Genomic DNA, 26,132 nt, shown 5'->3' with positions numbered 1-26,132 from the left:
GAAGCAATATCCAGGGAGCTAACAAGATGGCTATCGCCAAGGGTTTCAGGTTCGAAATTACGTTTGACCAGGCGTTCCCTCAGGGGCTCTCGCTCCTGGTGACCCTCGTAGTGATCGGACTGGTGCAGCTCGTCTGGTGGCGGCTGGACGCGGTGAGCTATGACCAGTGGTGCGGCCGGTGGCTGCGCTCGTGGTGGCTGCGCTGGGCGCTCTACGGCCGCAAGCTGGCCGGCTGGCTGACCGCCTGCGGCCTGGTGGTCCGGGACGCGTCGGTGCCGGTCGATGTCACGGTGTCCCTGGTCGGTCGTCGACGGGGCCGGAACACGGTCGCCCGCAGTCAGGACCGCTCGGTCGCGGTGCCTGCGCTGCTGTCGGTCCGGTCCGGGGCCTCGTGGGACGAGGTCCGGGTGCGGCTGGTGCCGGGGCAGAAGCCGGAGGACTTCGACGACGGTGCCCGCGCGCTGGCGGTCGCCCGGAAGGTCACCCGCTGCCAGATCCGGGAACTCGAGCCCGACGTCGTGTCGATCGACTTCATGCGCCGAGACCTGCTGGCCTCCCCGGTCGCGTGCCTGCCGGTGCCGGACCTCGTCGCGGTGGACGGCACCGGGGTGGACTTGCGGGCGGTGTTCGCCGGGTCGACCGAGTACGGCAAGCCCTGGCAGCTCCCGCTCGTCGGTACCGGCGCTCACACCCTGGTTGCCGGGGCCACCGGGTCGGGCAAGAACTCGGTGATGTGGTGCCCGCTGGTCGCGGCGGCCTCGGCGATCCGGGCAGGTCTGGTGCGGGTGTCCGGGATCGATCCGAAGGCCATGGAGCTGTCCTACGGGCGCGGGATCTTCGCCCGCTACGGCCAGAGCGGGCAGGAAGCGGTCCAGGTCCTTGACGCGCTCCTGGACGAGCTGGACAAGCGCAAGTGCGAGTTCGCCGGGCACACCCGGCAGGTCCCGATCTCCACCGACTACCCGGTGGAGCTGCTGGAGTTCGACGAGATCGGCGCGCTGACCAAGTACACCGACCGCAAGACCCGCGACGCCATCGTGGAGAAGGTCGCGATCCTGACCACCCAAGGCCGGGCGCTCGGCTTCACGGTCCGGGGCTACGTGCAGGAGCCGACGAAGGACACGGTGCCGGTGCGGGAGCTGCTGCCCCGGCGGATCGCGATGCGGCTGACCTCGAAGACGCAGGTCCCGATGGTCCTCGGCGACGGCGCGTACGAGCGTGGCGCGTGGGCCAACCGCATCCCGGAATCGGCGGCCGGTGTCGGCTACGTCTGGGGCGAAGGCATCCGCGAACCGCTGCGTGTGCGGGCCGGATGGGTGCCCGATCACACGATCAAGCAACTGGAGCACTACGTCACCAACGGCGGCGCCCAGGTGATCAGCCTGTCCGATCGACGCACGGGCGAAAGAAGGTCGGCATGACCACCATCAGCGAAGACCTGCAGGCCCCGGCGGTGCCGGCCACCCCGATCGAGCGAATCCGCGGTGCTCTCTCCGCCGACGTCGTCAAGGCCACGGCGGAGAAGCACGGAGTGTGTACCCGGCCGTTCACGATGGAGGTCGGCGACACCGAAACCGGCGAGGTCCGCTACGTCCCCGTCCCGTGCGGCTCCACCGTGGAGTCGGTGTGCTTGCCGTGCGCGCGGAAGGCGAAAGCGTTGCGGCAGGCCCAGTGCCGCGAGGGATGGCACCTGACCGAAGAGCCGGCGATCCCCCGGGAGAAGCCCTCGGAGACCCAAACCGAGCTGCTGACCTACCGGGCCGACCTGGCCGACCTGGCCGCGCACTACCGCGACGTGATGGCGGCCGGGAACGAGGCAGAGGCCGAAGAGCTCCGGGCAGAGGTCGCGAGTGTGGACGCGGAGCTGCGGGCCTCGGGCATGACCGGTCGCCTGCCCACTCTCGACGTCCCGGAACGCAAGGCGGTGAAGCGGTCGACCAAGCGGCGCCAGGACGCACCGAACCTGCCCCGGCGCAAGGTCGCAAAGACGACGGTCGGGAAAGAGTTCGCGGGCAAGTTCCGGCCGTCGATGTTCGTCACGCTGACCTGCGACACCTACGGGCGTGTCCGGTCAGATGGGTCTCCGGTCGACCCGGCGTCGTATGACTATCGGCGGGCGGCTCGGGATGCGGTGCACTTCGCGGCGCTGGTGGATCGGTGGTGGCAGAACCTCCGCCGGGTCGTCGGCTGGGACGTGCAGTACTTCGCCACGGTCGAACCCCAGCGGCGGGCGGCCCCGCATCTGCACACGGCGTTGCGGGGCGCGATCTCGCACGAGACCATCCGGCTCGTCACCGATGCGACCTACCACCAGGTGTGGTGGCCTGCTCATGACGAACTGGTCTACACGGACCGGAACCCGTTGTGGGATCCCGATTCCCGTTCCTTTGTGGATCCGAAGACCCGGGAGCCGTTGACGGCGTGGGATGACGCGGTGGCTGCCGTGGAGGAACCGGCTCATGTCGTGCGTTCGGCACGCAGGTGCACTCGAAGGGCATCCTCGGCGGGACGGAGGAGGCCGGGCGGCACATCGGCTACCTGACCAAGTACCTGACGAAGTCGACCGGTGAGGTCGTCGATGCGGACACGGCCGGCCAGCGGGATCACCACGACATGCTTCATGCCCACCTGGCCGTGACGCCGTGCTCGCCGCGCTGCGCGGTGTGGCTGCTGTATGGCATCAACCCGAAGGGGGCGAACGGGAAGACGGTGCCAGGGCACTGCAAAGGCCGGGCGCATCGCCGGACAACCCTCGGGCTACCGGGGCGACGAGTCCTCGTGTCGCGCAAGTGGTCCGGCAAGACGGTGGCCGACCACAAGGCCGACCGCCGGGGGTTCGTGCTCTCGGCGTTGGCGGCGGTCGGGATCAGCAAGCCGGAACCGGCCCCGGATCGGTTCGTATGGCGCAAAGTCGAGCCCGGCGACACCCACTGCCCGCCACGGGACCAACTGGTCATGCGTGCCATCTCGGAGCGGATCACGTGGAAGGCCGAGTACGACCTAGCGCTACTCGCGGCCGGACCACCGGGCGAAGTTACTTCGGCAACTCCATCTCTGGCGGCCTGCGGGGGCAGACATGAGTGCACGGATCAAGGTGGTGAGCATCGAGGGCCTGTGGACGCCTGAGGACTTGGCCACCTTCCTCGGGATACCCGAGAAGACCCCTGCGGGACTGGCGTTTCAAGAGCTACGGCCCGGCGTGGATTCGGATGGGCAAACACGTCCGGTACGCCCCCGAAACGGTACGAGCTTGGATCGACCAGCTCAGCCATGACGGCGCCGCATAGGAGGTCCCGGCTACGACACCCCATGCCCGATCAACCTCGGGCATGGGGTTAAGCCGCATCAAAACCCAACCAGGATAGGAGAAAGCGATGAAAGGACACGTGCAAGATCGATGGTGGCGGCAGAAGAAAGACGAGACGGGTAAGCCGGTCTTCAACGCCAAGGGGCACCCTGTCCGAGAGAAGACCGAACTGTTCGGCAAGGGCGACCGGTACAAGGTCCGGTACTACGACCCCGAGGGCAACGAACGGAGCAAGTCCTTTCCGGACAAGCAACTCACGAAGGCCAAGACCTTCCTGACCAAGATGCAACACGACGTGCTCGCCGGTGAGTACATCTCGGCTGAGTCCGGCGAAGAGAAGTTCCGTGACTACACGGCCCAGTGGTGCAAGGGCCAGTCCGCCGACGCAGGCACCCGGCAAACGGTGAGCAACCACCTCAAGACCGGGATCTTCCCGTTCCTCGGGGACAAGCCGCTCAAGGTGGCTGCGAAGACCGACACCATTCGGGACTGGCTCGACTGGTTGGAACGGCCGAAAAACGAAGGCGGACGCGGCCTGATGGCATCCACCCGCGCGGTACTCTTCGACACCGTGTCCGCCATCCTCCAGGCGGCCTACGACGACAAGAAGATCCGGGCGAACCCGTGCCGGGCGAAGAGCGTCAAGCGGCCCAAGCCCGTCCAGCGGAAGGTCATCCCGTGGCCGGACAGCCGGGTCCGCGCGGTGCGGCTCGCCCTGCCCGCCGAGTACACCGTCACGGTGCCGCTCGGAGCCGGGCTCGGGTTGCGGCAGATGGAGATCTTCGGGTTCAGCCCGGACGACATCGACCGGGACGAGATGATCGTCAACGTTCAGCGTCAGATCCGGTGGATCGGCACTCAGCCGGTGTTCTCACCGCCCAAGGGTGGCAAGACCCGCGTGGTGCCGCTCGGGCAAGGCATGCTCGACGACATCGACGACTACATGGCCACCTTCGAGCCCGTCACGCTGACGCTCCCCTGGCTCGAACCGGGCGGCAGGCCGGAGACGGTGCGCGTCCTGATCGGCCGGGTCATCAAGCGCAGCGCCTACGCCGGGCAGCCGATCGGGAACGTGATCAAGGGGTCGAACTTCGCGTACCACGCCTGGCGTCCGGCCTTCGCGCGTGCGGGGCTCGACTATGTCGAACGCCGGGACGGGATGCACGCCATGAGGCACTTCTTCGCCTCCACGATGCTTGCCAACGGCGTGTCGATCAAGGAAGTCGCCGAGTACCTCGGTCACCACGACCCGGGATACACGCTCCGGATCTACACCCACCTCGTCCCGTCGAGCCACAAGCGGGCTCGGGCGGCCACCAACCGCGTGTTCAAGCCCCGCCGGCCGCAGCAGACGGCCCAGGATTCCGTGACGGCCTGACGACGGCCTGGCGGGGCCAAACGCAACAAAACAGCAGGTCAGAGGCGTATAGGTTTCTTGTTCATGAACTCCTCGATCCCCAGCACGCCCAGCTCCCGCCCGATTCCCGACCGCTTGATCCCGCCGAACGGCAAGTCCGCCTCCGAGCCACCCGACTTGTTGACGTACACCATCCCCGCCTCTATCCCCCGGGCCACGCGAGCCGCGCGGGCGCGATCCGCCGAGAACACGCTCGCGCCCAACCCGAACGGCGTGTCGTTGGCCAATTTCACCGCCGCGTCCTCCGTCTCCGCCCGGAACAGCAGCGCCACCGGGCCGAAGATCTCCTCGTAGTACGCCGCCATCTGCGGGGTTACCTCCGTCAGGACCGTTGCCTCCACATACGCGCCCGGGCCCGGGATTCGGTGGCCGCCCGCGCGCAACGTCGCCCCTTGGCTTACTGCTGTCGCTATCTGGCCCGCCACCTCGTCCGCGGCCGCCGCCGAGGCCAGCGGGGGCAGCGTTGTCGATGGATCTGCCGGGTTGCCCGGGACGTAGTACTCCGTCACCCGCTTGGCGAACCGGTCGGTGAACTCCTCGTACAGCTCGCCCAGCACGATGATGCGCTTGGGCGCGTTGCACGACTGGCCGCAGTTGCGCATCCGGGCGGTCGCGACGGTCTTCACCGTTTCGTCCAGGTCGTCGGTGTCCAGCACGATCAGCGGGTCGGAGCCACCGAGCTCCAGGACGCACTTCTTGAGGTTCCGCCCGGCTTCGGCCGCCACCGAGATGCCCGCCTGCTCGCTGCCCGTGAGCGACACGCCGGCCAGCCGCGGGTCCGCGAGCATCCACGGCACCTGACGGCTCGATGCGAACACGTTCACGTACGCGTCCGAAGGCACGCCGGCGTCCCGCAGCACGGACTCGATGGCCACCGCCGAACGCGGGCAGATCGACGCGTGCTTGAGCAGGATCGTGTTGCCCAGCACCAGGTTCGGCGCGACGAACCGGGCCACCTGGTAGCACGGGAAGTTCCACGGCATCACGCCCAGCAGCGCCCCGATCGGCTCCTTCGTCAGCACCGCCTCGCCGCCGCGGATCGCCAGGGGCTCGTCCGCCAGCAGTTCCGGGCCGCGCTCGCCGTAGTACCGGAAGATGTCGACGACGACGCCGACTTCGCCGCGGCCTTCGCCGATCCGCTTCCCCATCTCCAGGGTCATGATCGCGGCGAGTTCCTCCGCGCGCCCGGCGAACAGCTCCGCCGCCCGCAGCACGATCGCGGCGCGCTCGGCGACCGGCCGGGACCGCCAGGCCGCGTACCCGCGGTGGACCCGGTCGATCGCGACGCGGACCTCGTCGTCGGCCGCGTTCGGGATCTCGTCGACCAGCTCACCCGTCGCCGGATTGGTGACTGTATACAAAGCGGCCTCCTTCACCAGGCTACTGGATACTGTATACACTATGTGAACCGAAAGCGGCACCCGCGCGGCGGTACCCTTCGCGCCTTGATCGACTATCGTTCCCCCATGACGCTGGAACTCACCGGCGGACCCGACTTCGCCGCGCAGGCACCGAAAAAAGCCCGCTGGACCCGGCAGTACACCGCCGTCGCGGTCACCTTTGGCTGTCCCGCCCGGCCATCGGAACGCACGCCGCGCGTCTGGAGCGGACGTGGTCTCGGCCTGCCGGAGACCGAACTCGAGGGATTCGCCGCGCAGCTGCGGCGCGTCATGAAGCACGAGGCCTACTGGATCGCGCGGGATCGCCACGTCGGTGACCCGGCGGTCTGGTCACCGGGCCGCTACGACGACGAAGACGGCTTCGTCTACTTCGCCGGCCCCTGCACGCACGGCGACCCGTGGCCCGGTTACCGGCCGGCGCGGACGTTCACCATCGCGCTCCCTCGCGTCCGCGGCCTGCGGATCCGGGTGGCGGCGTACCTGGCTGAACAAAACGGGTGAAACCGGCCGAAGCGGGCGCAGTGGCCGCGGTCGTGAGCGGGATACCGTCGACCGCGCATGCGCTGATCACCGGCCGTGACGTCCTGGCGGCCACCAAAGCGGCCGGCACCCTGCTGCCGGGACGGCGCAACCGGCCCGGCGTCGCCGCCGGGCTGATCGCGCACGTCGTCGTCTCCGCCGCGTGGACCGGCGTGCTCGCCGCGATCGCGCGTCACCACCGGCTCGGGGCCGGCGGCGGTGCGCTCGCGGGACTGGCCATCGCGGCACTGGACCTCGGGATCGCGGCCCGCGCGTACCCCGCCGTGCGGGCGTTGCCGCGCGGGCCGCAGATCCTGGATCACCTGGTGTTCGGCGCCGTCACGGGCGCGCTCCTGGACCGTCCACAAGCGACGGATCAGCGCACGACCTCGACGACGTCACCGGGCCTCAGCGAGTTGTAGAACTTCACCGCGGCAGCGCGCGAAAGGTGCACGCACCCGTGGGACTTGGCCTTCAGGCTGCCCTGGTGGAAGGCGACCCCGGTGGTGGTGAAGAACACCGAGTACGGCATCGGCCCGTTGTACTGCTTGCTGTAGTGGTCGATGTCCTTCCACTGCACGTGGAACTTCCCGAGCGGGGTCGGGTACTTCGCCATCCCCACGGTGATCGGGACGCCGCCGTAGGTGACGTTCCCGGCGCCGTCGGTCAGCCACGCGGTATTCGAACTGCGCTGGACGCAGGCCTTCGCTTCGGCACTGCACGGCGTGGACGCCGCTTCGGCCGTTCCCGCGAACGCCACGGTCCCCGCCATCGCGGCGACCCCGCCCAGAAGTGCGATCATCCTCCGGTTCATCGTGTGCCTCCCGTTGTCGTTCGGCTACCCGATGAGAGTGCCCAGCCGGGCGATCTTCGAACCCGGAGAACCCGAGAACCTGGAGAACCCGGGAATCAGTTCTGCGGCTGCGAAAGCCCGAGGAACTCGGCCTGCTCGCGGTCGTAGCGGCGGGTCAGGCCGTTGCCGTAGCGGTCCCACCAGTTCTGCGTGTGCCCGCCCTGGGTGGTCGTCGTCCCGCCGTAGATCTGGCGGTCGTATTCGACGCGGGCGTCGCGGAACTCCTGCTGGAACTGCTCCGGCGTCAGCCCCTGGACGTGCTGGATGGTCGCGTCGCTGAGCGTGCGCGAACTGCGCACGATGTCCTCGCCCGCCATGTGGTTGAGGATCGCGCGCACGCCGCCGGCACCGCGCATGTGCGCGCCGGACATGATCGCGGCCTGGGTGCCGGGATCGGTGAAGTTGAGCGCCCCGGCCGTGCGCGCGTTCGCGGTCATCAGGTCGGTGACGACCGCGCGTTCTTCGGCGCTGCCGATCCCGTACTGCTCGCGTGCGGCGATGATCCGGTCGTAGCCGTTGTGCATGTTCTGCCGGAAGCCGTAGGCCTCGGGCACGCCGCCCTGCTCCCCCGTCGCGCCTTCGGACCGCATGATCGAGTCGACGACGCGGGGATCCAGCTGCGGCGGCGCGGCGGCCGCGGCGGCGCCACCCCCGCCCTGACCGCCGCCGCCGTAGGCCTGGGCGACGTCGGTGTCGGCGGCGCGGTAACCGTCCGCGGCCGTCTGGACGTTCTGGTTCACGTTCACGAGGAGGCTGAGGAGCTTCTGCAGGGCGCTGCCCAGCGTCGAGTGCAACGCGGTGTTCGCGGCGGCGACGCCGCTGCCGATCCCGGCGAACGACAACGCGTCCAGCACCAGGCCTTCCAGATCGCGGGTGGCGGACAGGAAGGACGACCCGACGTCCTCGACCGCCCTCACGACCGTTCCCATTTCCGCCGTTTCGGCGCGGTAGGCCCCGGCACTCATGGTCTGCTCCCTCCGGACACCGGCTGTGCGCGTCGAGAATTCCCCACCCCGCCCGCCGGGCCCACGGCCGAATTACCCACTGGTCGCGGCAGGACTGCCCACACCGGCGCTAAGGTCGGGAGATGAGCAAACCCGACGGCGACCCGAACGTGGTCGAGGGCGAGATCGTCGACGACACCCCCACCGGCGCACTGGCGATCCCGTCGCCGCCGCTGCCGGACCCGGACTACAGCGAGGGCGGGGTCCCCAGCTTCGACTTCGTCCGCGACAAGATCGAGAACCGGTACACCACGTCGCTCGGCTCGGTCGACGTCGCCGGTCTCGGCACCGAGGACACCGCCGAGACCCTCGACAAGAAGATCGCCGACCGCGACCAGGCCGCCAAGGACAGGCTGGCCGAGATCCGCCGCTCGATGCGCGGCGAGTGAGCCCGCACCTTCACGTCCGACGCGCGGAGCTCGTCCCGCAATCCGGTGCCCCGCTGCCGCGGAGGAAGTGCGCGGCCGCGTAGCCGGCGCGGCCGCCGGCGGTGCCGCGCAGCCACCGGTCGTCGCCGGACGCGGGCGTTCCGTGCGTCCAGCACTCCGCCTCGAACGTGCCACCCTCCGCGATCCAGCCGACCCGCCGGCACGTCGCGGCCGCGCAGGAACGGACGTTGAGGCCGTTCCTGCCCGTTCCCGCCACGACGTACGGCGCCGGCGTGGTGCGCGCGAGCAGGTCACCGGCGGGGTCCGCGGGCGGTGCGCCGGATGAGCCGTCCGGGCCCGGGATCAGGCCGCCGAGCAGCAGGAAGAGCAGGACGGCCGCAAAGGCGGTGGCGGCCAGCACCCGGACGAGCACACCCGGTCTCAGCACGACGAACATGGCGGTTCCTTCCCCTCGGCGCCGTCCGCCGGGCCGGGTCGGTCCCCTGTCGTCGTCCTGGTGCGTCCTCACTGTCTTGGGGTTCCGGCCCTGGCACGGCTTGCCCTGCAAGTGTCACTCCGGGACATCCCGCTTTGCAATTCCCACGGAGGAATCCCAAGGCGAAACACCCGTTCGGCGCAGCAGGTCGTTGACCAGCCAAAATCCGTCAAGAGCCGCATCAAAGGGGTGGCTTCCCACTCCGAGAGAGCCGGAGGGAGTATGTTCGCGGCGCGGTGGGAAACCCACGAGCCGGGTCCCACCGTGAACGGCCCCACCGTGAGAACGAAGGTCCCATGGCCCCGACGCAAGGTCCGATCGTGCCCCGCCGCCGGATCGCGGACACGCTCAAGACCCTGCGGGACGAATCCGGCCGCACCCTCGAAGAAGTGGCCGACGCGCTGCTGATCTCGACGTCGAAGCTGTCCCGGCTCGAGAACGCCCAGGGCAGCCCGCAGGCCAGGGACGTCCGCGACCTGATCCGCTTCTACGGCATCGAGAACACGCAGCTGGCCGAGCGGCTGATGCGCTGGGTGAAGGCGTCCGGGCGGCAGGGCTGGTGGACCGACTACTCGCAGACCACGGCGACCCCCGGGCTCGACGCCCACCTCGCATACGAGTCCGAAGCGACCGTGGCCCGGATCTACACGATCCCGCTGCTGCCGGTGCTGCTGCAGACCCCCGACTACGCGCGGGCCCAGTACTCGACGCACGAGCCGTGGTGGTCGGCCGAAGAGGTCGAACGCCTTGTCGACCTGCGGGAACACCGCAAGCACGTCCTCGCCGGGCGCGAGGACATGGAGCCGCTGCGGCTGATCGCGGTGACCCACGAGGCCGCACTGCGGCAGCTCGTCGGCTCCCGCGAGATCATGCACGCGCAGCTGGACCACCTGGTCGAGCGGTCGACCGCGCCGAACATCGAACTGCGCGTTTTCCCCTTCGCCCATCCGCCGCTGTTCTCGATGAGCTGCATGTACGCCTACTTCGAGTTCGCGAACGAGCTCGACCGCGACATCGTGCACATCGAAACCCACGCCGGGTTCCGGCACATCGAGACCGCCAAGACGGTCGAGCAGTACCGCGGCTACCACGACGCCCTCGTGGCCGCCTCCCTCGAACCCGGCGAGAGCCGCGCTCTGATCCGCGAGATCCAGTCCGCGCAGTTCGGCTGATCCCCCTTCCCTTCACGTTGGGACCCACGCATGGCTTTCGACTTTCCCCTTCCCGCAGGCGAAGAACTCCGGCTGCACCGGAAGCGGTTAGACACCGACGGCTACCTCGTCGTGTCCGACGACGAGCTCGGCCTGCCCGGCGCGCGCCTGCGCGAGCACCTCCTGCGCACGTACTTCACCCCGGGCGTCCTGCGCTGCTACCCCGGCGACGTCCCCGCCGACCGGGAGCGGGCCCGGGACGTCGTCGAGTACGCGTGGCACGGCAACGACCTGACGCTGGACGAGCACCCCGAGATCGCCATCGAGGACCGCGGCGGCCGCCCCGGGCGGCGCGAATACGTCCGCACACCCGTGGCGGGCGACCCGCTGTTCGCCTCCTGGATCCGCGCCGCGCTCGGCCTGCTCCCGGAACACCGTCGTCGCCCGCGGGGGACGTTCGGGGTCAACATCTTCCGGACGTTCACCAACGTCGTGACGCGCCCGCACGCCGACGGCGAGGAGTTCGTCTTCGTCTACGTCGTCGACCGCGACGGCACCGGCGCCGAGACGACGCTGTTCCGCCCCGGCGCCCCGGACACCGCGGTCCACCGGCAGCGGCTGGAGCCGGGGCAGCTCATCGTGTTCGAGGACGCCCGCTTCCTGCACACCGCCAGCCCGCTCATCGCCCCGCCCGGCGGCCGCGCGCGCCGTGACGCCCTCGTGTGCACGGTCGACCACCCGCAGACCTACGGGCTCGGCTGACGCTCAGCAGAGCAGCCAGCGCACCTCGACCGGCTGGTAGGCGACGATCGTCGCCAGCCGATCGGGGAACACCCGCACCAGCTCGTCGAGCCCGGTGCGGCGGACCACCCGTTCGACCCCCGTGCCCGGCGAGGCGACCAGGCACCCCGGCAGGCCCCGGTCCCGGCAGCGCTCGATCGCCTCGAGCAGGCCGCGGACCCCGCGCTCGGAGAGGAAGTCCAGCCGGCCGAGGTCGATCACCAGCAGCCGGGGCCACGGCAGTTCGCACAGGGCGGTCTCGAGCACCGACACCCTGCGCAGCACCGTCGTGATGCCCGGCTCGCCACGCATCTCGACGACCAGCACGCCGCCGGAGCCTTCCGAGGCGATGTCGTCGTTGCGCATCGCGCCTCCCGGGAGTCATCCCGTCCCGGGACCATCGTCCCACGTCACGTCAGGCTTCCGTAATACCCGCATGGAATCATCGGGGGTCCGGGGCAGTTGTAACGGGCGGTAGCACCGCACGAGGAGAAGGAGTGACGCCGTGACCACGTCAACCGAAAGGGCCGTCCTGGCCGGCGGCTGCTTCTGGGGCATGCAGGAGCTGTTCCGCCGTCAGCCCGGGGTGATCTCGACCCGGGTCGGTTACAGCGGCGGCGACGTCCCGAACGCCACGTACCGCAACCACGGCACGCACGCCGAGGCCATCGAGGTGATCTACGACCCCGCGCAGACGACGTTCCGCGACCTGCTCGAGTTCTTCTTCCAGGTGCACGACCCCACGACGAAGGACCGCCAGGGCAACGACATCGGCCTGAGCTACCGCTCGGCGATCTTCTTCGAGAACGACGAGCAGAAGCGGGTCGCCGAGGACACGATCGCCGACGTCGACGCGTCGGGGCTGTGGCCGGGCAAGGTCGTCACCGAGGTCAGCCCGGTGGGTGACTTCTGGGAGGCCGAGCCGGAGCACCAGGACTACCTGCAGCGCATCCCGAACGGGTACACGTGCCACTTCGTGCGCCCGGGCTGGAAGCTCCCGAAGCGTGAGAGGACCGCCTGACACTCGGCCCCCCGAGAGAGCAGTGAAGACCGGCCGAGCGACGGTGATCCGCATCGAGTCCTCAGTGGACAGCGGACCCCGTTCTCGGCCCGGCAGTCACCGGGCCGGTTCGCCCTGTCGACCGGCTCGGCCACCGGCACGACCGGCGGCTGCTCCGGCCAGAAGTTCGCCAACGGCGGCTTCGAGTCGGGCAGCACCAGCTGGACCACCGAAGAGCTGCGCGCGACCCAGGCGCCGCTGAAGAAGCTGACCGAGCGCTACTGCGTCGTGTTCCAGTCGCTGCGGACGCCGCCGGAGTTCGCCGTCACGCTCTCGGCGAACTGAATCGGCTCAGGGAGAAACCCGGAGGACAAACCGGGCGGCGTGCCCTAGCTTGTCGGGGTCACCTGAAGGGGGAGCCGACATGTCCCAGCCGGAACCGGACCCGGCCGTCCGGGTACGCGGGCTCGTGAAGACCTACGGTTCGACGCGCGCGCTCGACGGCGTCGACCTCGACATCCCGGCCGGGCAGGTGCTCGGCCTGCTCGGCCCGAACGGCGCCGGGAAGACCACCACCGTGCGCATCCTGACCACGCTGCTGCGCCCGGACTCGGGCGAGGCGCACGTGGCCGGGTACGACGTGCTGGCCGAGCCGGACGAGGTGCGGCAGCGGATCGGGCTGTCCGGGCAGTACGCGGCGGTCGACGAGAATCTGACCGGGTTCGAGAACCTGTACATGGTCGGGCGGCTCTACGGCCGGAAGAAGGCCGCGGCCCGCTCGCGCGCCCGGGAGCTGCTCACGCGGTTCCGGCTCGAGGAGGCCGCCGACCGGCCGGCGAAGGGCTACTCCGGCGGCATGCGCCGCCGGCTCGACCTGGCCGGTGCGCTGGTCGCCGAGCCGACCGTCGTCGTGCTGGACGAGCCGACCACCGGCCTCGACCCGGGCGGGCGCCTCGACACGTGGGAGGTCATCAAGGAACTCGTGGCCGACGGCACGACCGTGCTGCTGACCACCCAGTACCTCGAAGAGGCCGACCAGCTCGCCGACTCGATCGTGGTGATCGACCACGGCCGGGTGATCGCGCGCGGCACGGCGGACGAGCTGAAGGCGCAGATCGGCGGCGAGCGCCTGGAGCTGGTCGTCGCCTCGGCCGCGGACCTGCCGGTCACCCTGGACGTGCTGCGCGAGGTCGGCACCGGCGAGCCGTCCGGCGACGACCACACGCGGCGAGCCGAGATCCTCGTCGACACCGGGCCGAAGGCGCTGATCGAGGCCCTGCGGCGGCTCGACGCCCACGGCATCACGGTCCAGGACGTCGGCCTGCACCGGCCGACGCTGGACGACGTCTTCCTGTCCCTGACCGGCCACGGCGCCGAGTCCACCGAGGAGGTGGCGAAGTGAACGCGCTCGCGAAGGGCATCTCCGACGGCGGCATCGTCACGTGGCGCAACCTGATGAACGTCCGCCGCAACCCCGACTGGCTGATGGCGGCCACCCTCCAGCCGATCATGTTCGTCCTGCTGTTCGCCTACGTCTTCGGCAACGCGATCGGCGGCGAAGCGGGCGGCGCGGCGTACCGCGAGTTCCTGATCGCCGGGATCTTCGCCCAGACGGTGGCGTTCAACTCGGCGTTCACGGTCATCGGCTTCGCCAACGACCTGCAGAAGGGCATCATCGACCGGTTCCGGTCGCTGCCGATGTCCCGCATCGCGGTGGTGCTCGGCCGCACGACGTCGGACCTGGTGGTCAGCGTGGTGGCGCTGGTCGTGATGTCGGCGTGCGGCCTGCTGGTCGGCTGGCGCATCCGCGGCAGCTTCTGGGACGCGCTGCTCGGTTACCTGGTGATGCTGATGTTCGCGTGGGCCCTGTCCTGGGTCGGCGCGCTGATCGGCCTGGCGGCGCGCAGCGTCGAGGTCGCGCAGAGCGCCGGGCTGATCTGGATGTTCCCGCTGAGCTTCATCTCCTCGGCGTTCGTCCCGACGGACACGCTCCCGGCGTTCCTCAAGGCGATCGCGGACTGGAACCCGTTCACGGCGGTGATCAACGCGACGAGGGACCTGTTCGGCAACCGCTTCGGCGCCCCGCCGACGGGCTGGCCGGCGGAGAACGCCGCGCTGTACGCCATCCTGTGCTGCGTGGCGATCATCGCGATCTTCGCCCCGCTGGCGACGGCCCGCTACCGCCGGGTGGCGAGCAAGTAGGACAGTCCGAAGAGGACTGACAACTCAGTCCTCTTCGGACAGCTCCACGACCGGGATCACCCGTTTGGCCTGCCGGGCCTTCGCCTGGTGGTCCGCCAGGAACGGGTAGTGCTTCTCCAGCTCCGTCCACGTCCGCACGTAGTCGGCCCCGAGCAGGGGCAGCGCCTCCGCGTCGAACGACCGGCCGTCCACCTCCACCCGGACCCGCGCGTCGGCCTCCAGGTTCAGGTACCAGTCCGGGTGCCGGGGCGCGCCGACGTTGGACGCCACCACCAGCCACCGGGACCCGTCGCGGTGGACCATCATCGGGGTCGTGTGGGGCTCCCCGGACGTCCGGCCCGTCGTCGTCAGCAGTGCCAGGCGCTCACGGTGCATGCCCTCGACCTCGCCGCCGGCGCGGAACTGTTCGATCACCCGGCGGTTGGTTTCCCGGATGTCCACCACGGTCACCGGTCGTAGTACCGGGTCGGCGGGTCCTGCTGGGTCCACTGCTGCCGGGTCGGTGGCGGCGCGGCGCTCTGCTGGGTGCGGCGCCGGTGCAGCGTGCGGGCGCTGGCCGCCATGCTGTTCACCACCGCGGCGATGACCAGCCCGATGACGAGGTTGATGACGGCCGTGGCGATCTTCGCGCTCGGGGTGACCGTCAAGGTCAGCGGCAGCACCACGGCGATCAGCGTGACCAGCACCATGATCCAGCCGAAGAACTGCGACGGCGCCGGCGTCGCCACGCTCAGCAGGTGCATCAGCCCGGTGGCGAGCAGGGCCACCGCGGCGGCGACCAGCGCGTACGTCGTGGTGCTCGCGTTGCCCCAGACGCCTTCGCCTTTTGGGGCGAGCACTTCGACCTCGAAGATCCCGCGTGCGATCAGCAGCCCGACGACCGCGAGCAGGGCCGCGACCACCGCCGTCGCCACGCCGCCCGCCCACAGGCGGCGCGCGTCGATCCCCGGGCGGACGTCCTGGGGCTGGTTCCCGTAGTAGTCGGACATCAGAGCCTTCCTGGGTCGGCTGCGCCTCTTCCCCCGATTGTCCCCCGTTTCGGCCCCGGCCGCGATTTGCGCTGGAGTGCACTCCAGCTCGTAGCGTCGGAGCCATGACCAACGCACACCACAAGATCGGCTCGGGCTTCGGCGCCACCACCACGGCCGCCGAAGCCGTCGCAGGCGTCGACCTCACCGGGAAGCTCGCCGTCGTCACCGGCGGGTACTCCGGGATCGGCCTCGAAACCACCCGTGCGCTGACCGCCGCCGGCGCCCACGTCGTCGTCCCGGCCCGCCGCCGCGAAGTCGCCGGGGAAGCGCTCGCCGGCCTCGGCGACGTCGAGGTCGACGAGCTGGACCTGGGCGACCTCGAGAGCGTCCGCGCCTTCGCCGGGCGCTTCCTGGCGACCGGGCGGCGGATCGACCTCCTCATCGCCAACGCCGGCGTCATGGCCTGCCCCGAGACCCGCGTCGGACCGGGCTGGGAGGCCCAGTTCGCCACCAACCACCTCGGCCACTTCGCGCTGGCCAACCGGCTGTGGCCGGCGGTCGCCGACGGCGCCCGCGTGGTTTCGCTGTCCTCGCGCGGCCACCACTACTCGCCGATCCGCTGGGACGACGTCCACTTCGAGAACGGCTACGAGAAGTGGCAGGCGTACGGCCAGGCCAAAACGGCGAACGTGCTTTTCGCCGTCCGGCTCGACGAGCTGGGTGCCGAAAAGGGCGTCCACGCGTTCGCGCTGCACCCCGGCGGCATCATGACGCCGCTGCAGCGGCACCTGCCGCGGACGGAAATGATCGAACGCGGCTGGATCGACGAGGCGGGGAACCACCTGGTGGAGTTCAAGACCCCCGAGCAGGGCGCGGCCACGACGGTGTGGGCCGCGACCTCGCCGCAGCTGGCCGGGCTCGGCGGGCTGTACCTGGAGGACTGCGACGTCGCCGAGCTCGCGCCCGAGGACTCCGTGGGCCTCTCGGCCGCCGGTGTCCGCCGGTACGCCGTCGACCGCGCGGAGGCCGCGCGTCTGTGGACGTTGTCGGCCCAGCTCACCGGCGTGGACGCGTTCGCGCGGGACTGATCGCGACCTGGGTGTCACGTCGGCGGGCCGCCGGACGATACTTTCTTCGTGATCTTCCGACGTTTGCCGGGCACGGGGCCGGGGTACCTGGCGCCCGTGGCCGACGATGCCGGGAGAACGGGGCGCCCGCCGACGGGCGACGGGGCGGAGGTCACGCGCGGCCGTTACGCGCTCGGTGAATTCACCATCACCCCGCGCCGCACCCTCGACGACGAGCGGCCGCCGGGGCTGCTGGGCGGACGCTACGAGGTCGGCAGGCTGATCGGCAGCGGCGGCACGGCCCGCGTCTACCGCGCCTTCGACGTCCGGCTGAGCCGCGAGGTCGCCGTCAAGATCTACGACCGTGACGCGGTCGCGCTCGACCAGCGGCGCCGGCTGCGCGAGATGACGATCCAGGGCAGCATCAGCCATCCGGGCGTGGTGGCGCTGCTGGACAGCGGCACCGAGCACGGCCGGACGTACCTGGTGATGCAGCTCGTCGAGGGCGAGAACCTCGCGGAGCGCCTGCTGGGCGGCCCGATGCCGGCGGCGGACGTGACCGCGCTGGCCGACGGGCTCGCCGAGGCGCTGGCCCACGTCCACGCGCGGCGGATCGTGCACCGCGACCTGAAGCCGGCCAACGTGTTCCTGTCCGCGGACGGTCCGCTGATCGGCGACTTCGGCATCGCACACGCCCTCGACGCCACCCACATCACGGGCACCGGCCTGATCCCGGGCACGGCGGCGTACCTGGCGCCGGAGCAGGTGTCGGGCGAACCGGCGGGCCCACCGGCGGACGTGTACGCGCTGGGCTTGATCCTGCTGGAATGCCTGACGGGACAACGGGAGTACCCGGGCACCATGGTCGAGGCGGCCATGGCCCGGCTGACCAGACCACCACGGATCCCGGAGGACACGCCGGCGACGTTGGCGTACGCGCTGCGCCGGATGACGCAACGCGAACCCGCCGACCGGCCGACGGCCGCGAAGGTCCTGGACATGCTGCACGCACCACCGCCGACGCAGCCGTGGAGCAGGACCCAGCGCAGCCCGCGGTGGCGCCGCCGCCCGGCACGGGCCCACGATTCGACATCGGTTGCGGGCGCGGCGCAGCACGGCCCGGCTCGAAGCGCGCCGGACCCCGCCGGTGCGAGTGCTGCCCACCACGAGGTGGCCGCGGGCCCTTGCGCGGCAGGAGGCGACCAAGCCGCCGGCCCGCTCGCCGCAGCCGCGGCCCGCGATGCGGCCCCCGGCCCCGCGCACCGCGGCGAGGCCGCCGCCGATGCCCCGACGCACCTCCACGACGTCGCAGCCGTTGCTTCTCCCCCGGCCGCCAACCCGCGGCGACGGCAGCTGGCCGCCGCGGCCGGGCTGACCGCCGCCGCCGTTGCCGTCGTGTCGGCCGTGCTGCTGACCGAACAGGAAGCCGGGAGCGGCACGCCCGCCCAGCCGCCCGCCGCGCACTCGCCGGCCGCCACCTCCAGCCCTTCGTCCGCCGGGCCCTCCGCCGAGTCCGGGACCCGCGCCCCGCGCCCCGGCCCTGGTGGCTCCGGCTCGCAGCCGGGCACCGACGAAGCGGCTTCGCTGGAACCCGCCGCCGTGACCGAGGCGGCCCCGTCCTCGAACGGGCAGCCGTCGAAACCGGACAAGACCGCGAAGCCCGATCCGCCCGGCAAGACCAAGGGCAAGGGACCCGGCCGCGACTCCTGAGCGGGACTTCCGGCGCGCGAATCCGGGCCGAAAGGCCCTGGTGCGGAAAACCTTCCAGAATGGCCGGTAATTCAATTTCACGAATTGAGACTCAAACCAATAACGACCGGTAACCGGAGCGGGCGCAGGCCGATACACACCACGTGCAGGCTGCGTCGTTGCGCGCCGGCACGGCCGCCGGGAATCCGTCCCCGCCGGTTCGACGACATTTCCGGAGGTCTGGATGAGTGTCCACGCTGCCCTCGCACGGCCGTTTTTCCGCACATCGCGTGGCCGGCACGCCAAGCTCCGCCCCACGTGGCCGCGGGTGACCGGCCGGGCAGTGTTCCTGATCTTCGCGCTGTTCTGCGCCGTCGCCGTCGCCGGTTTCGGCCGCCCGCCCGTGCTGCTGGTGGTGCCCGCCGCCGCGTTCGTCCTGCTCGTGGCGAGCATCGCGAAATTGCGGACCGCGGCCCGGAAGATCGACACCATCTTCGCCGAAGAGCTGCCGGAAACGGAATACTCGGGCCCATGGAGTTCTTCTGCTACCACCGCGACCGCCCCGGCTCGTCGGCACTGAGGCAAGGAACACTGGAGGCGCACTGGACCTACATGGACCGGTACGCGGCCGGCATGATCGCCCGCGGCCCGACCCTGGACGGCGACGGCACCCCCACCGGCAGTGTGCACGTCCTCGACCTGCCGGACCCGGCCGCCGCCCGGGCGTTCGCCTTCGACGAGCCCACCTACCAGGCCGGCGGGTACCGGGACGTCCTGCTGCGCCGGTGGCGCAACAGCCTCGGAACCACCATGTGGGACTCCCCCGGCGAGCCGTCCGGCTACCTGGTCCTCGGCCTCGGTGAAGGCCCGCCCGCCGACGTCGAACCCCCGGACGGGCACGATCTCATCGGCTACGGACCGCTGCTCTCCGACGACGGCGCCACCTGGCTCGGCACCGCCGCGCTGACGAGGGCGGCGAACCCGGACGCGGCACGCACCGTCCTGACCCGGGATCGGTACGCCGCCGTCGAAGTGCACCGCTGGCGGTTCGGTGGGCGGGTCAGCGCAGGTCCAGCCACATGATGCGGAGCCCGACGTCGCCCGCGTCGGGGTGGCGGAACGCGCCCGGGGCCGTGCCGAGGGTCACGAACCCCAGGCTCTCGTACAGGCCGATCGCGGCCGTGTTCACCTCGACGACCGCGTTGAACTGGATCGCCGCGAACCCGCTCCGCCGGGCCCAGCCGATGAGGTCCGTGGTCAGGGCCCGCCCCACGCCCGCGCCGCGTGCTTCCTCCGCGACCATCAAGCTGCCGGAAGCGACGTGGCTGCCGGGCCCCGGGCGGTTGGCGTACATGTTCGCGGTGCCCGTCACCCGGTCGCCGTCGAGCGCGACGACCACCCGGGCGGGCGGGTCGCGCAGCCACATCTGCCGCGCGTCGCGCTCGGTCATCGCCGGGTCGTAGGGGAACGTCCGCTGCTCGGTGACGACGTCGTGGATGATCGGCCAGATCGCGGGCCAGTCGCCGGCGCGGGCTTCGCGGATCATCCGTTCCGCACCTTCGCCACCGCGGTGCAGAGTTCCGGGACGACGGTCTCGATGTCGTCCCGCAGCACGAAAGCGGCGTCCTCGTCGTACGGCGTCGGGTCGCGGTTGACGACGACCAGTGTCGCGCCGGCCCGCACGGCGACCGTGCACAGCGACGCCGCCGGCTCCACCTGCAGCGAACTGCCGATGGCCAGGAAGAGCCCGCTCGCCGCCGCGATGTTCCGCGCGTGGCCGAGAACGGCGCCGTCCAGCATCTGTCCGAAAAGGACAATGTCGGGCTTGAGGATCCCGCCGCAGTGCGGGCACGACGGGTTGTCGTCGCCCGCTGCGAGGATCCCGGCGGTCGTGAAGCCGGCCGCGCACCCGGTGCACCGCGTGGTGTGCACGCTGCCGTGCAGTTCGAGGACCTTGCGCTCGGCGAGCCCGGCCCGCTGGTGCAGACCGTCGATGTTCTGGGTGAGCACCCGGACGGCGGCCCCCGCGTCGTCGAGCTCGGCCAGCGCGCGATGGGCCGCGTTCGGTTCGGCGCGCCAGGCGGCGTGTCCCGCGTACGTGCGCCAGAACTCCCGGCGCACGTCGGCGCCGGCCATGAAGTTCTCGAGCGTGAAGGCGTTGACCGCACTCGGCGTGCGCGTCCAGACGCCTTCGGGCCCGCGGTAGTCGGGAATCCCCGACGCGGTGGAGATGCCCGCGCCGGTCAGCGCGGCAACCCGCCGGGCACCGCGGAGCCGGTCGATGAGCTTGCCGTCCATGGTGGCGAAGGCTAACGGCTCACCCGCGGCGGCACGACCGGATTGTTCACCCGCGACCGGCCGCGCTGTGATCATCGTTCGGGGCGGGAGCAGTTCGGCGAGCAGGGCCCTTCTAGAGTGCCGGTATGTCCTTCTTCGTGGTGCACCGGAACGGGCGGGCGGCGACGACCGAGGAGCTGGCACCGCTCGCGTTCGCCGGCTACGCCCACTTCACGGCCATGCAGGTGCGCGACGGCCGGGTGCGGGGCCTCGACCTGCATCTGGACCGGCTGCGGTCGGCCTCGGTGGAGCTGTTCGGCCGCGCGCTGCCCGACGACCGGGTGCGCTCCTTCCTGCGGACGGCGCTGGACGACGGCCCCGCCGACGTCTCACTGACCGCAACGGTGTCCTCGCCCGCCGGGGAGTTCACCGCGGGCACGGCCGCGGAACCGGACGTGCTGGTCCGCACCGGACCGCCGGCCACCGGGCCGGCCGGACCGCTGACGCTGGCGATCAGCGAGCACGAACGGTTCCTCCCGGCCGTGAAGCACGTCGGCGAAGTGGCCAAGACGTACCTGCTGCACCAGGCGATCGCCGAGGGCGCCGACGACGCGGCGTTCGTCGACCGCCGGGGCCGGTTCAGCGAAGGCACCATCTGGAACCTCGCCTTCTGGGACAGCACCTCGGTGGTGTGGCCCGAGGCCGCCATGCTCCGCGGGACCACGATGGGCATCGTGGCCAGGCAGCTGAATCGCCTCGGGCTGCCCCAGCGCGTCCGGGAGATCACGCGAGCCGATCTGCCGTCCCTGGCCGGGGCCGCGGTCATGAACTCGTGGACGCCGGGCGTGGCGGTCCACCGGATCGGTTCCGTGCCGGTGCCCGAGGCACCGTCCTTCCTGGCCTTGCTGCACCGGGCGTACCAGGAGGAACCGCTCACCGCGCCGTGAGGTCCGCGGGGTCAGTCCAGCTTGCGGAGGCCGTCCAGGATGCGGCGCATCAGGTCGGTGTCCGGCGGGGCGAAGGCGAACCGCGGCGCCGGGGCCCCCGCGGTCGCCGGGCGCGGCGGGAGGACGCCGGCCACGCGGGACGGCAGCCGGGTCATGGCGGGTTCGCGGCGGGTCTGCGCGGGGATCGGCAACGTCGGCAGGGCCACCGTGCCCGCTTCGGCCAGCCGCCGCGTGACCAGCTCGCGGCGCAGGCGCGACTGGATGCCGGCCACGGTGAAGTCCGGCTCCGGTTCGGGGGCCTCGGGGAGCCGGCGCGGCCGGCGTTCCAGGGTGATCGCCCAGGCCGCCGCGGCGAAGGCCGGCAGCAGCAGCCCGGCGACGATCGCGAGACCCGGCAGGTCGACGGCCATCAGGCGGCCCCGGGCACAGGTAGGAGCATGACGTTCACTTCCGGACGTACGGTTCTTCCGCAGCATGGCCGACACCTGGATATTCGACTTCAACGAATTTTCGCGGCCCCCGAAGCCCATCATGAATGACGGTCGACGCTCCCGCAAGCGACCGAACGGGATCGACCGTCCGGACGGTAAAACTGCAGCTCGGCACGGGTTTCGCGGCGGGTATACCGCGGCCCTCACCCAGTAGTACGGACACCGGTTCGATCCGGTTCACCGCATTTTTGTACGATTCGTGTACGCGGCCGCGGCAAACTGGGGAAATGCGTACCCAGACCTGGCTCGTGGCCGCCGCGCTGGCGCTCACCGGGCTCGCCCCCGCGTCCCCGGCCTTCGCCGCGGACGGCAATCCGCTCGAGAAGACGAACGGCTTCTACGTCGACCCGGACTCGAACCCGGCGGCGTGGGTCCGCGACCACCCGAACGACAGCCTCGCCGGCCCGATCAAGGCGTCGATCGCGACCAAGCCCGGCGCCCGCTGGTTCGGCAACTGGAGCGGCGACATCCGCGCCTCGGTCGACAAGTACACCTACGCCGCCGACGTCGCCGACAAGCTGCCCGTCCTGGTCGCCTACAACATCCCCGGCCGCGACTGCGGCGGCGAGTCGAACGGCGGTGCCGGCAGCCCGCAGGCCTACCGCGACTGGATCTCCGCGTTCGCCGACGGCATCGGCGGCAAGCCGGCGATCGTGATCATCGAGCCGGACGCGCTCGCCCAGCTCGACTGCCTGCCCGGCGACGCCCGCCAGACGCGGCTCGACCTGCTGAAGTTCGCCGCGACGCAGTTCGCGCAGAAGGCGCCGAACACGTGGGCCTACATGGACGGCGGCAACGCCACGTGGATCCCGGCCGCGACGATGGCCTCGCGGCTGAAGTCGGTGGGCGTGCAGTCGATCCACGGGTTCGTGCTGAACGTGTCCAACTTCTACACCACGGCCGAGTCGACGACGTACGGCAAGGCCGTCGGCTCGGCGCTGGGCTACGCGGCGCCGTTCGTGGTCGACACCAGCCGCAACGGCAACGGCCACGGCAACCCCGACGACAAGCTGTGGTGCAACCCGCCGAAGCGCAAGCTGGGTGCGACGTCGCAGCTCGGCGGCGGCCCGGAGATGCAGCTGTGGATCAAGGTCCCCGGCGACTCCGACGGCAGCTGCGGCTACGGCAACGGCATCCCGGCGGGCACGTTCAGCCCGATCTTGGCCAACCACCTCATCAAGGGCGACTGACCGAGTCCCCCAACGCACCCAATGTGGCCTTGGGTGCGTCCAACGCACCCAAGGTGGCCTTCGGTGCGTCCAACGCACCCAATGTGGCCTTCGGTGCGTCCAACGCACCCAATGTGGCCTTCGGTGCGTCCAACGCACCGAAGGCCACCTTGGGGCGCTCGTGGGTCAGCCCAGCGAGCAGGTGGCCGCCAGCTCCGCCGGCGTCGCGCCGGCCGGGCGCGCGATCGTCGCCGAGGCCGGGGGACGCACTCCGCGCAGCCAGCCGCCGAGGGCGTCGAACGCCGTCCGGAAGCACGGGCCCAGCGGGCGCAGCCGGTCCGGGAAGGCGTCGACGAGCCCGTCGACGTGGTTGCCGCCCTCGATCCGGTAGTACCGGTGCAGTGCCCCGCGCCCCGCCGCCGTGATCATCCGGTCGTAGACGTCGGAGTCGCGCGTGATCGGCAGCAGCGTGTCGAGCGTGCCGTGCAGTGTCAGCAGCGGCTTGCCGATCCGGCCGGTCAGCGAGACCCGCTCGACCGCCCGCGTCACCGCTGCGGGCCGCGAGGAGTACGCGTAGTCCGCGTCGCAGGCAGGCGTGCCACTGGCGCAGAACGGGGTTCCGGCCGCGAGCGGACCGTCGAACGCCGGGTCGACCTCTTCACGGTAGATCCGCTGGGTCAGGTCCCAGTAGACGCGGTAGTGGTAGTCCCACAGGAACTCCGACCCCGGCGCGAACCCGGCGTCCAAAATGGCCTGGTGGGCCGACGACGAACCCGCCGCGTACGCCGGGTACGCGCGCAGCGCCGGTGGTAGGAACGTGAGCAGGTTCGGCCCGTCGGCCCGCCACAGCGTCCCCTCCCAGTCGACCCCGCCGTCGTAGAGCCACGGCCGGTTTTCCAGCTGCCACCGCACGAGGTACCCGCCGTTGGACAGCCCGGCCGCGAGGGTCTTCGCGACCGGACGGCCGTAGTGGCGGGCCGCGGCGGCGCGGGCGGCGAGCGTCAGCTGCGTGACGCGCGAGTTCCACTCCGCCAGTGCGTCACCCGGCCGGACGCCGTCGGTGAAGAACGCCGCCCCGGTGTTGCCCTTGTCGGTCGCGGCGAACGCGTAGCCCGCCGCCAGCGCCTGATCGCCGATCGCGCGGTCGTTCGCGTACTGGCGCCGGACGCCGGGCGAGCCGGAGACGACGAGGCCGCCGTTCCACCGGTCCGGCAGGCGCAGCACGAACTGCGCGTCGTGGTTCCAGCCGTGGTTGGTGTTCGCCGTCGAAGAGTCCGGGAAGTAGCCGTCGACCTGGACGCCGGAAACGCGGCCCACCGCCGGCAGCCCCGCCGACGTCAGCCCCGCCCAGTCGGCCTCGACGGTGTGCCCGGACGCGAGCGTGCCGGTCGTCGTCAGGTCGTCCAGGCAGGCGGCGACCTGACGTTGCGCACCGGGCACGTCCACCGAGCAGCGCCCGGCCGCAGCCGACGCCGGTGCGGGCAGCGCCACCGCGAGCGCCCCCGTCAGAACCCAAGCCAGCCAACCCCGCACGGTTCACCTCCGTCTCGTCCGATACCCGAACCCAACCTCGTGGGGCACCCGTGGGCCATCCCGGCGGCCACCATGAATCGGCGAGCCGATGTGGTGGACGGCCACATGGTCCGAACCGCGAGGCCGCCTTAGCGTCGCTGGGGCCCCTCTCAACGACGAGAAGGAACTCACCATGCGCAAGCTCGCCTTCGCCGGACTCGCCGCGATCACCGCCGCCGTGCTCAGCACCGTCGGAGTGGCCGCCGCCGATCCGCCGCCGTCGTCCCTCGTGCAGATCCCGTCCTTCGGCGCCAATCCCGGCGCGTTGGCGATGTACACCTACACCCCCGCCGGGCTCGGGACCGGGCGTCCGGTGGTCGTCGCGCTGCACGGCTGCACGCAGAGCGCCGCGGACTACTACGCCCACTCCGGCTGGCCCGAGCTGGCCGACCGCTGGCGGTTCGAGGTCGTGTTCCCGCAGCAGTCGACCGCGAACAACTCGCTGAAGTGCTTCAACTGGTTCTCCACCGCGGACGACACCCGCGGCAACGGCGAGGCCGCCTCCATCAAGTCCATGGTGGACAAGGCGATCGCCGACCACGGCTCGGACCGGTCCCGGGTGTTCGTCACCGGCCTGTCGGCGGGCGGCGGGATGACCGCGAACCTGCTCGCCGCGTACCCGGACGTCTTCGCCGCGGGCGGGATCAACGCCGGGCTGCCCGCCCAGTGCGCGACGAGCGTCGTCGAGGCGACGAACTGCCAGCAGAACGACCAGCGCCTGACGCCGGCGCAGTGGGCGTCGAAGGTCAAGGCGCAGTACCCCGGCTACGGCGGGCCGTGGCCGCGCGTGGCGATCTGGCAGGGCACCGCCGACTACACCGTCTACCCGGTCAACGGCACCGAGCTGCGCGACCAGTGGACGGCGGTCCACGGCCTCTCCCAGACACCGACGAGCACGCAGTCCCTGCCCGGCGGCACAACACTGACGAACTACGGCGGCAAGGTCCAGCTGTACTCGATCGCGGGCATGGGCCACGGCACCGCGGTCGACCCGGGCACCGGCCCGACGCAGTGCGGCAGCACCGGCGCGTACTTCCTCGCCGGCATCTGTTCCAGCTACCACACGGGGGTGTTCTTCGGCCTGGACAACGGATCGGGCACCCCGACGACGACCTCGGCGCCGCCGACGACCGCTCAGCCGGGAACCTGCGTGAGCGCCAGCAATTACGCCCACACGCAGGCGGGCCGAGCGCACCAGAGCGCCGGCCAGACGTACGCGAACGGTTCGAACCAGGCCATGGGACTGTGGAACACCTTCACCGTCCACGCGTTGCGGGAGACGTCCCCGGGCTATTGGGTACTCGCCGACGGGCAGTGCTAGGACTTCGGGGGCTGCTCGGGCTGACTGAGCAGCCCCGGAATTTCTGGTCGCTTACCAGCCAATTTTCGGGCAATTCCTTGACATATACCGGAATTCGTCCGTTCAGTCCTGACGCCCACACTCCCGATCGA

27 protein-coding genes and 2 pseudogenes are annotated in these 26,132 nt (G+C 70.9%); 18 read left to right on the top strand and 11 right to left on the bottom strand.

Going from position 1 to position 26,132, the window contains the following annotated elements; genetic code table 11:
• Positions 1-86: 86 nt before the first annotated feature.
• The 3 genes and pseudogenes from ACLJQE_RS20590 to ACLJQE_RS20580 form a co-directional block, all read left to right on the top strand.
• Positions 87-1,421, top strand: a pseudogene (locus ACLJQE_RS20590) (FtsK/SpoIIIE domain-containing protein); the annotation flags it as partial.
• Positions 1,418-3,051 (top strand): annotated as a pseudogene (locus ACLJQE_RS20585) (replication initiator); the annotation flags it as partial. The pseudogenes ACLJQE_RS20590 and ACLJQE_RS20585, both read left to right, overlap by 4 nt.
• 323 nt (positions 3,052-3,374) lie before the next feature.
• Complete coding sequence (locus ACLJQE_RS20580) at positions 3,375-4,685, top strand: tyrosine-type recombinase/integrase (protein WP_410640917.1); 1,311 nt, start codon at positions 3,375-3,377, stop codon at positions 4,683-4,685.
• Between the two features lie 38 nt (positions 4,686-4,723).
• Here ACLJQE_RS20580 and ACLJQE_RS20575 read toward each other — a convergent pair whose 3' ends face one another.
• Positions 4,724-6,085 carry an NAD-dependent succinate-semialdehyde dehydrogenase gene (locus ACLJQE_RS20575; RefSeq protein ID WP_410640916.1) on the bottom strand — a complete coding sequence of 454 codons (1,362 nt, stop codon included), beginning with the start codon at positions 6,083-6,085 and terminating at the stop codon, positions 4,724-4,726.
• A 105-nt stretch (positions 6,086-6,190) separates the two neighbouring features.
• Here ACLJQE_RS20575 and ACLJQE_RS20570 point away from each other — a divergent pair, with 105 nt between their 5' ends.
• A complete protein-coding gene (locus ACLJQE_RS20570; protein WP_410640915.1) occupies positions 6,191-6,625 on the top strand; it encodes a hypothetical protein in 435 nt (144 codons plus the stop codon).
• Positions 6,622-7,065, top strand: a complete 444-nt coding sequence (locus ACLJQE_RS20565; protein ID WP_410640914.1) for a hypothetical protein — start codon at positions 6,622-6,624, stop codon at positions 7,063-7,065. The genes ACLJQE_RS20570 and ACLJQE_RS20565 overlap by 4 nt, the downstream gene beginning before the upstream one ends.
• Here the strand turns inward: ACLJQE_RS20565 and ACLJQE_RS20560 are convergent.
• Positions 7,020-7,457: a L,D-transpeptidase gene (locus ACLJQE_RS20560; protein WP_410640913.1), complete on the bottom strand. Its 438-nt coding sequence runs from the start codon at positions 7,455-7,457 to the stop codon at positions 7,020-7,022. The genes ACLJQE_RS20565 and ACLJQE_RS20560 overlap by 46 nt on opposite strands.
• A 95-nt stretch (positions 7,458-7,552) precedes the next feature.
• On the bottom strand, positions 7,553-8,461 hold the full coding sequence (locus ACLJQE_RS20555) for a hypothetical protein (RefSeq protein WP_410640912.1): 909 nt from the start codon (positions 8,459-8,461) through the stop codon (positions 7,553-7,555).
• 122 nt (positions 8,462-8,583) lie between these two features.
• Between ACLJQE_RS20555 and ACLJQE_RS20550 the strand changes: the two genes are divergently transcribed.
• A complete protein-coding gene (locus ACLJQE_RS20550; RefSeq protein ID WP_410640911.1) occupies positions 8,584-8,889 on the top strand; it encodes a hypothetical protein in 306 nt (101 codons plus the stop codon).
• A 10-nt stretch (positions 8,890-8,899) separates the two neighbouring features.
• Here ACLJQE_RS20550 and ACLJQE_RS20545 read toward each other — a convergent pair whose 3' ends face one another.
• The gene (locus tag ACLJQE_RS20545) at positions 8,900-9,325 is read right to left on the bottom strand and encodes a hypothetical protein (protein ID WP_410640910.1); all 426 of its coding nucleotides are present in this window, start codon (positions 9,323-9,325) and stop codon (positions 8,900-8,902) included.
• Between the two features lie 335 nt (positions 9,326-9,660).
• On the opposite strand from ACLJQE_RS20545, the gene ACLJQE_RS20540 reads away from it, so the two are divergent.
• A complete protein-coding gene (locus ACLJQE_RS20540) occupies positions 9,661-10,536 on the top strand; it encodes a helix-turn-helix domain-containing protein (RefSeq protein WP_410640909.1) in 876 nt (291 codons plus the stop codon).
• A 30-nt stretch (positions 10,537-10,566) separates the two neighbouring features.
• Positions 10,567-11,277, top strand: a complete 711-nt coding sequence (locus ACLJQE_RS20535) for a 2OG-Fe dioxygenase family protein (protein ID WP_410640908.1) — start codon at positions 10,567-10,569, stop codon at positions 11,275-11,277.
• 3 nt (positions 11,278-11,280) lie between these two features.
• Here the strand turns inward: ACLJQE_RS20535 and ACLJQE_RS20530 are convergent, their stop codons facing one another.
• Positions 11,281-11,661 carry an STAS domain-containing protein gene (locus tag ACLJQE_RS20530; RefSeq protein WP_410640907.1) on the bottom strand — a complete coding sequence of 127 codons (381 nt, stop codon included), beginning with the start codon at positions 11,659-11,661 and terminating at the stop codon, positions 11,281-11,283.
• Positions 11,662-11,800: 139 nt separating this feature from the next.
• Between ACLJQE_RS20530 and msrA the strand changes: the two genes are divergently transcribed.
• From msrA to ACLJQE_RS20515, 3 genes are all read left to right on the top strand, one after another.
• On the top strand, positions 11,801-12,316 hold the full coding sequence (gene msrA / locus ACLJQE_RS20525) for a peptide-methionine (S)-S-oxide reductase MsrA (RefSeq protein ID WP_410640906.1): 516 nt from the start codon (positions 11,801-11,803) through the stop codon (positions 12,314-12,316).
• 403 nt (positions 12,317-12,719) lie between these two features.
• On the top strand, positions 12,720-13,697 hold the full coding sequence (locus tag ACLJQE_RS20520) for an ATP-binding cassette domain-containing protein (RefSeq protein ID WP_410640905.1): 978 nt from the start codon (positions 12,720-12,722) through the stop codon (positions 13,695-13,697).
• Positions 13,694-14,497, top strand: a complete 804-nt coding sequence (locus ACLJQE_RS20515) for an ABC transporter permease (RefSeq protein WP_410640904.1) — start codon at positions 13,694-13,696, stop codon at positions 14,495-14,497. The genes ACLJQE_RS20520 and ACLJQE_RS20515 overlap by 4 nt, the downstream gene beginning before the upstream one ends.
• A gap of 24 nt (positions 14,498-14,521) precedes the next feature.
• On the opposite strand, the gene ACLJQE_RS20510 is transcribed toward ACLJQE_RS20515, so the two are convergent.
• On the bottom strand, positions 14,522-14,947 hold the full coding sequence (locus ACLJQE_RS20510; protein ID WP_410640903.1) for a nitroreductase/quinone reductase family protein: 426 nt from the start codon (positions 14,945-14,947) through the stop codon (positions 14,522-14,524).
• The gene (locus tag ACLJQE_RS20505; protein ID WP_410640902.1) at positions 14,944-15,486 is read right to left on the bottom strand and encodes a DUF6069 family protein; all 543 of its coding nucleotides are present in this window, start codon (positions 15,484-15,486) and stop codon (positions 14,944-14,946) included. The genes ACLJQE_RS20510 and ACLJQE_RS20505 overlap by 4 nt, the downstream gene beginning before the upstream one ends.
• 104 nt (positions 15,487-15,590) lie before the next feature.
• Here ACLJQE_RS20505 and ACLJQE_RS20500 point away from each other — a divergent pair, with 104 nt between their 5' ends.
• From ACLJQE_RS20500 to ACLJQE_RS20485, 4 genes are all read left to right on the top strand, one after another.
• Positions 15,591-16,556 carry an SDR family NAD(P)-dependent oxidoreductase gene (locus ACLJQE_RS20500; RefSeq protein WP_410640901.1) on the top strand — a complete coding sequence of 322 codons (966 nt, stop codon included), beginning with the start codon at positions 15,591-15,593 and terminating at the stop codon, positions 16,554-16,556.
• A 48-nt stretch (positions 16,557-16,604) separates the two neighbouring features.
• Entirely contained in the window at positions 16,605-18,245 is a 1,641-nt protein-coding gene (locus ACLJQE_RS20495; RefSeq protein ID WP_410640900.1) for a serine/threonine-protein kinase, read from the top strand.
• Positions 18,246-18,552: 307 nt separating this feature from the next.
• Positions 18,553-18,804: a hypothetical protein gene (locus ACLJQE_RS20490; protein ID WP_410640899.1), complete on the top strand. Its 252-nt coding sequence runs from the start codon at positions 18,553-18,555 to the stop codon at positions 18,802-18,804.
• Positions 18,756-19,307 carry a YciI family protein gene (locus tag ACLJQE_RS20485; protein WP_410640898.1) on the top strand — a complete coding sequence of 184 codons (552 nt, stop codon included), beginning with the start codon at positions 18,756-18,758 and terminating at the stop codon, positions 19,305-19,307. Before ACLJQE_RS20490 ends, ACLJQE_RS20485 begins: the two co-directional genes overlap by 49 nt.
• Here ACLJQE_RS20485 and ACLJQE_RS20480 read toward each other — a convergent pair.
• Together ACLJQE_RS20480 and ACLJQE_RS20475 are read right to left on the bottom strand one after the other, a co-directional pair.
• Positions 19,285-19,770 carry a GNAT family N-acetyltransferase gene (locus ACLJQE_RS20480; RefSeq protein WP_410640897.1) on the bottom strand — a complete coding sequence of 162 codons (486 nt, stop codon included), beginning with the start codon at positions 19,768-19,770 and terminating at the stop codon, positions 19,285-19,287. The genes ACLJQE_RS20485 and ACLJQE_RS20480 overlap by 23 nt on opposite strands.
• The gene (locus ACLJQE_RS20475; RefSeq protein ID WP_410640896.1) at positions 19,767-20,522 is read right to left on the bottom strand and encodes an SIR2 family NAD-dependent protein deacylase; all 756 of its coding nucleotides are present in this window, start codon (positions 20,520-20,522) and stop codon (positions 19,767-19,769) included. The genes ACLJQE_RS20480 and ACLJQE_RS20475 overlap by 4 nt, the downstream gene beginning before the upstream one ends.
• A 125-nt stretch (positions 20,523-20,647) precedes the next feature.
• Between ACLJQE_RS20475 and ACLJQE_RS20470 the strand changes: the two genes are divergently transcribed.
• Positions 20,648-21,448 (top strand): aminotransferase class IV family protein, encoded by an 801-nt coding sequence (locus ACLJQE_RS20470; RefSeq protein ID WP_410640895.1) that lies wholly within the window; start codon positions 20,648-20,650, stop codon positions 21,446-21,448.
• Between the two features lie 11 nt (positions 21,449-21,459).
• Here the strand turns inward: ACLJQE_RS20470 and ACLJQE_RS20465 are convergent, their stop codons facing one another.
• Positions 21,460-21,858: a hypothetical protein gene (locus tag ACLJQE_RS20465; protein ID WP_410640894.1), complete on the bottom strand. Its 399-nt coding sequence runs from the start codon at positions 21,856-21,858 to the stop codon at positions 21,460-21,462.
• Between the two features lie 308 nt (positions 21,859-22,166).
• Here ACLJQE_RS20465 and ACLJQE_RS20460 point away from each other — a divergent pair, with 308 nt between their 5' ends.
• Positions 22,167-23,129 carry a glycoside hydrolase family 6 protein gene (locus ACLJQE_RS20460; RefSeq protein WP_410640893.1) on the top strand — a complete coding sequence of 321 codons (963 nt, stop codon included), beginning with the start codon at positions 22,167-22,169 and terminating at the stop codon, positions 23,127-23,129.
• A gap of 165 nt (positions 23,130-23,294) precedes the next feature.
• Here ACLJQE_RS20460 and ACLJQE_RS20455 read toward each other — a convergent pair whose 3' ends face one another.
• Positions 23,295-24,599 carry a 3-hydroxybutyrate oligomer hydrolase family protein gene (locus ACLJQE_RS20455; protein ID WP_410641154.1) on the bottom strand — a complete coding sequence of 435 codons (1,305 nt, stop codon included), beginning with the start codon at positions 24,597-24,599 and terminating at the stop codon, positions 23,295-23,297.
• A 214-nt stretch (positions 24,600-24,813) separates the two neighbouring features.
• On the opposite strand from ACLJQE_RS20455, the gene ACLJQE_RS20450 reads away from it, so the two are divergent.
• On the top strand, positions 24,814-26,001 hold the full coding sequence (locus ACLJQE_RS20450; protein ID WP_410640892.1) for an alpha/beta hydrolase family esterase: 1,188 nt from the start codon (positions 24,814-24,816) through the stop codon (positions 25,999-26,001).
• Positions 26,002-26,132: the final 131 nt, after the last annotated feature.

This window comes from Amycolatopsis sp. lyj-346, from assembly GCF_046548975.1.
Lineage (GTDB): Bacteria > Actinomycetota > Actinomycetes > Mycobacteriales > Pseudonocardiaceae > Amycolatopsis.
This window is presented reverse-complemented; position numbering and strand designations above follow the sequence as displayed.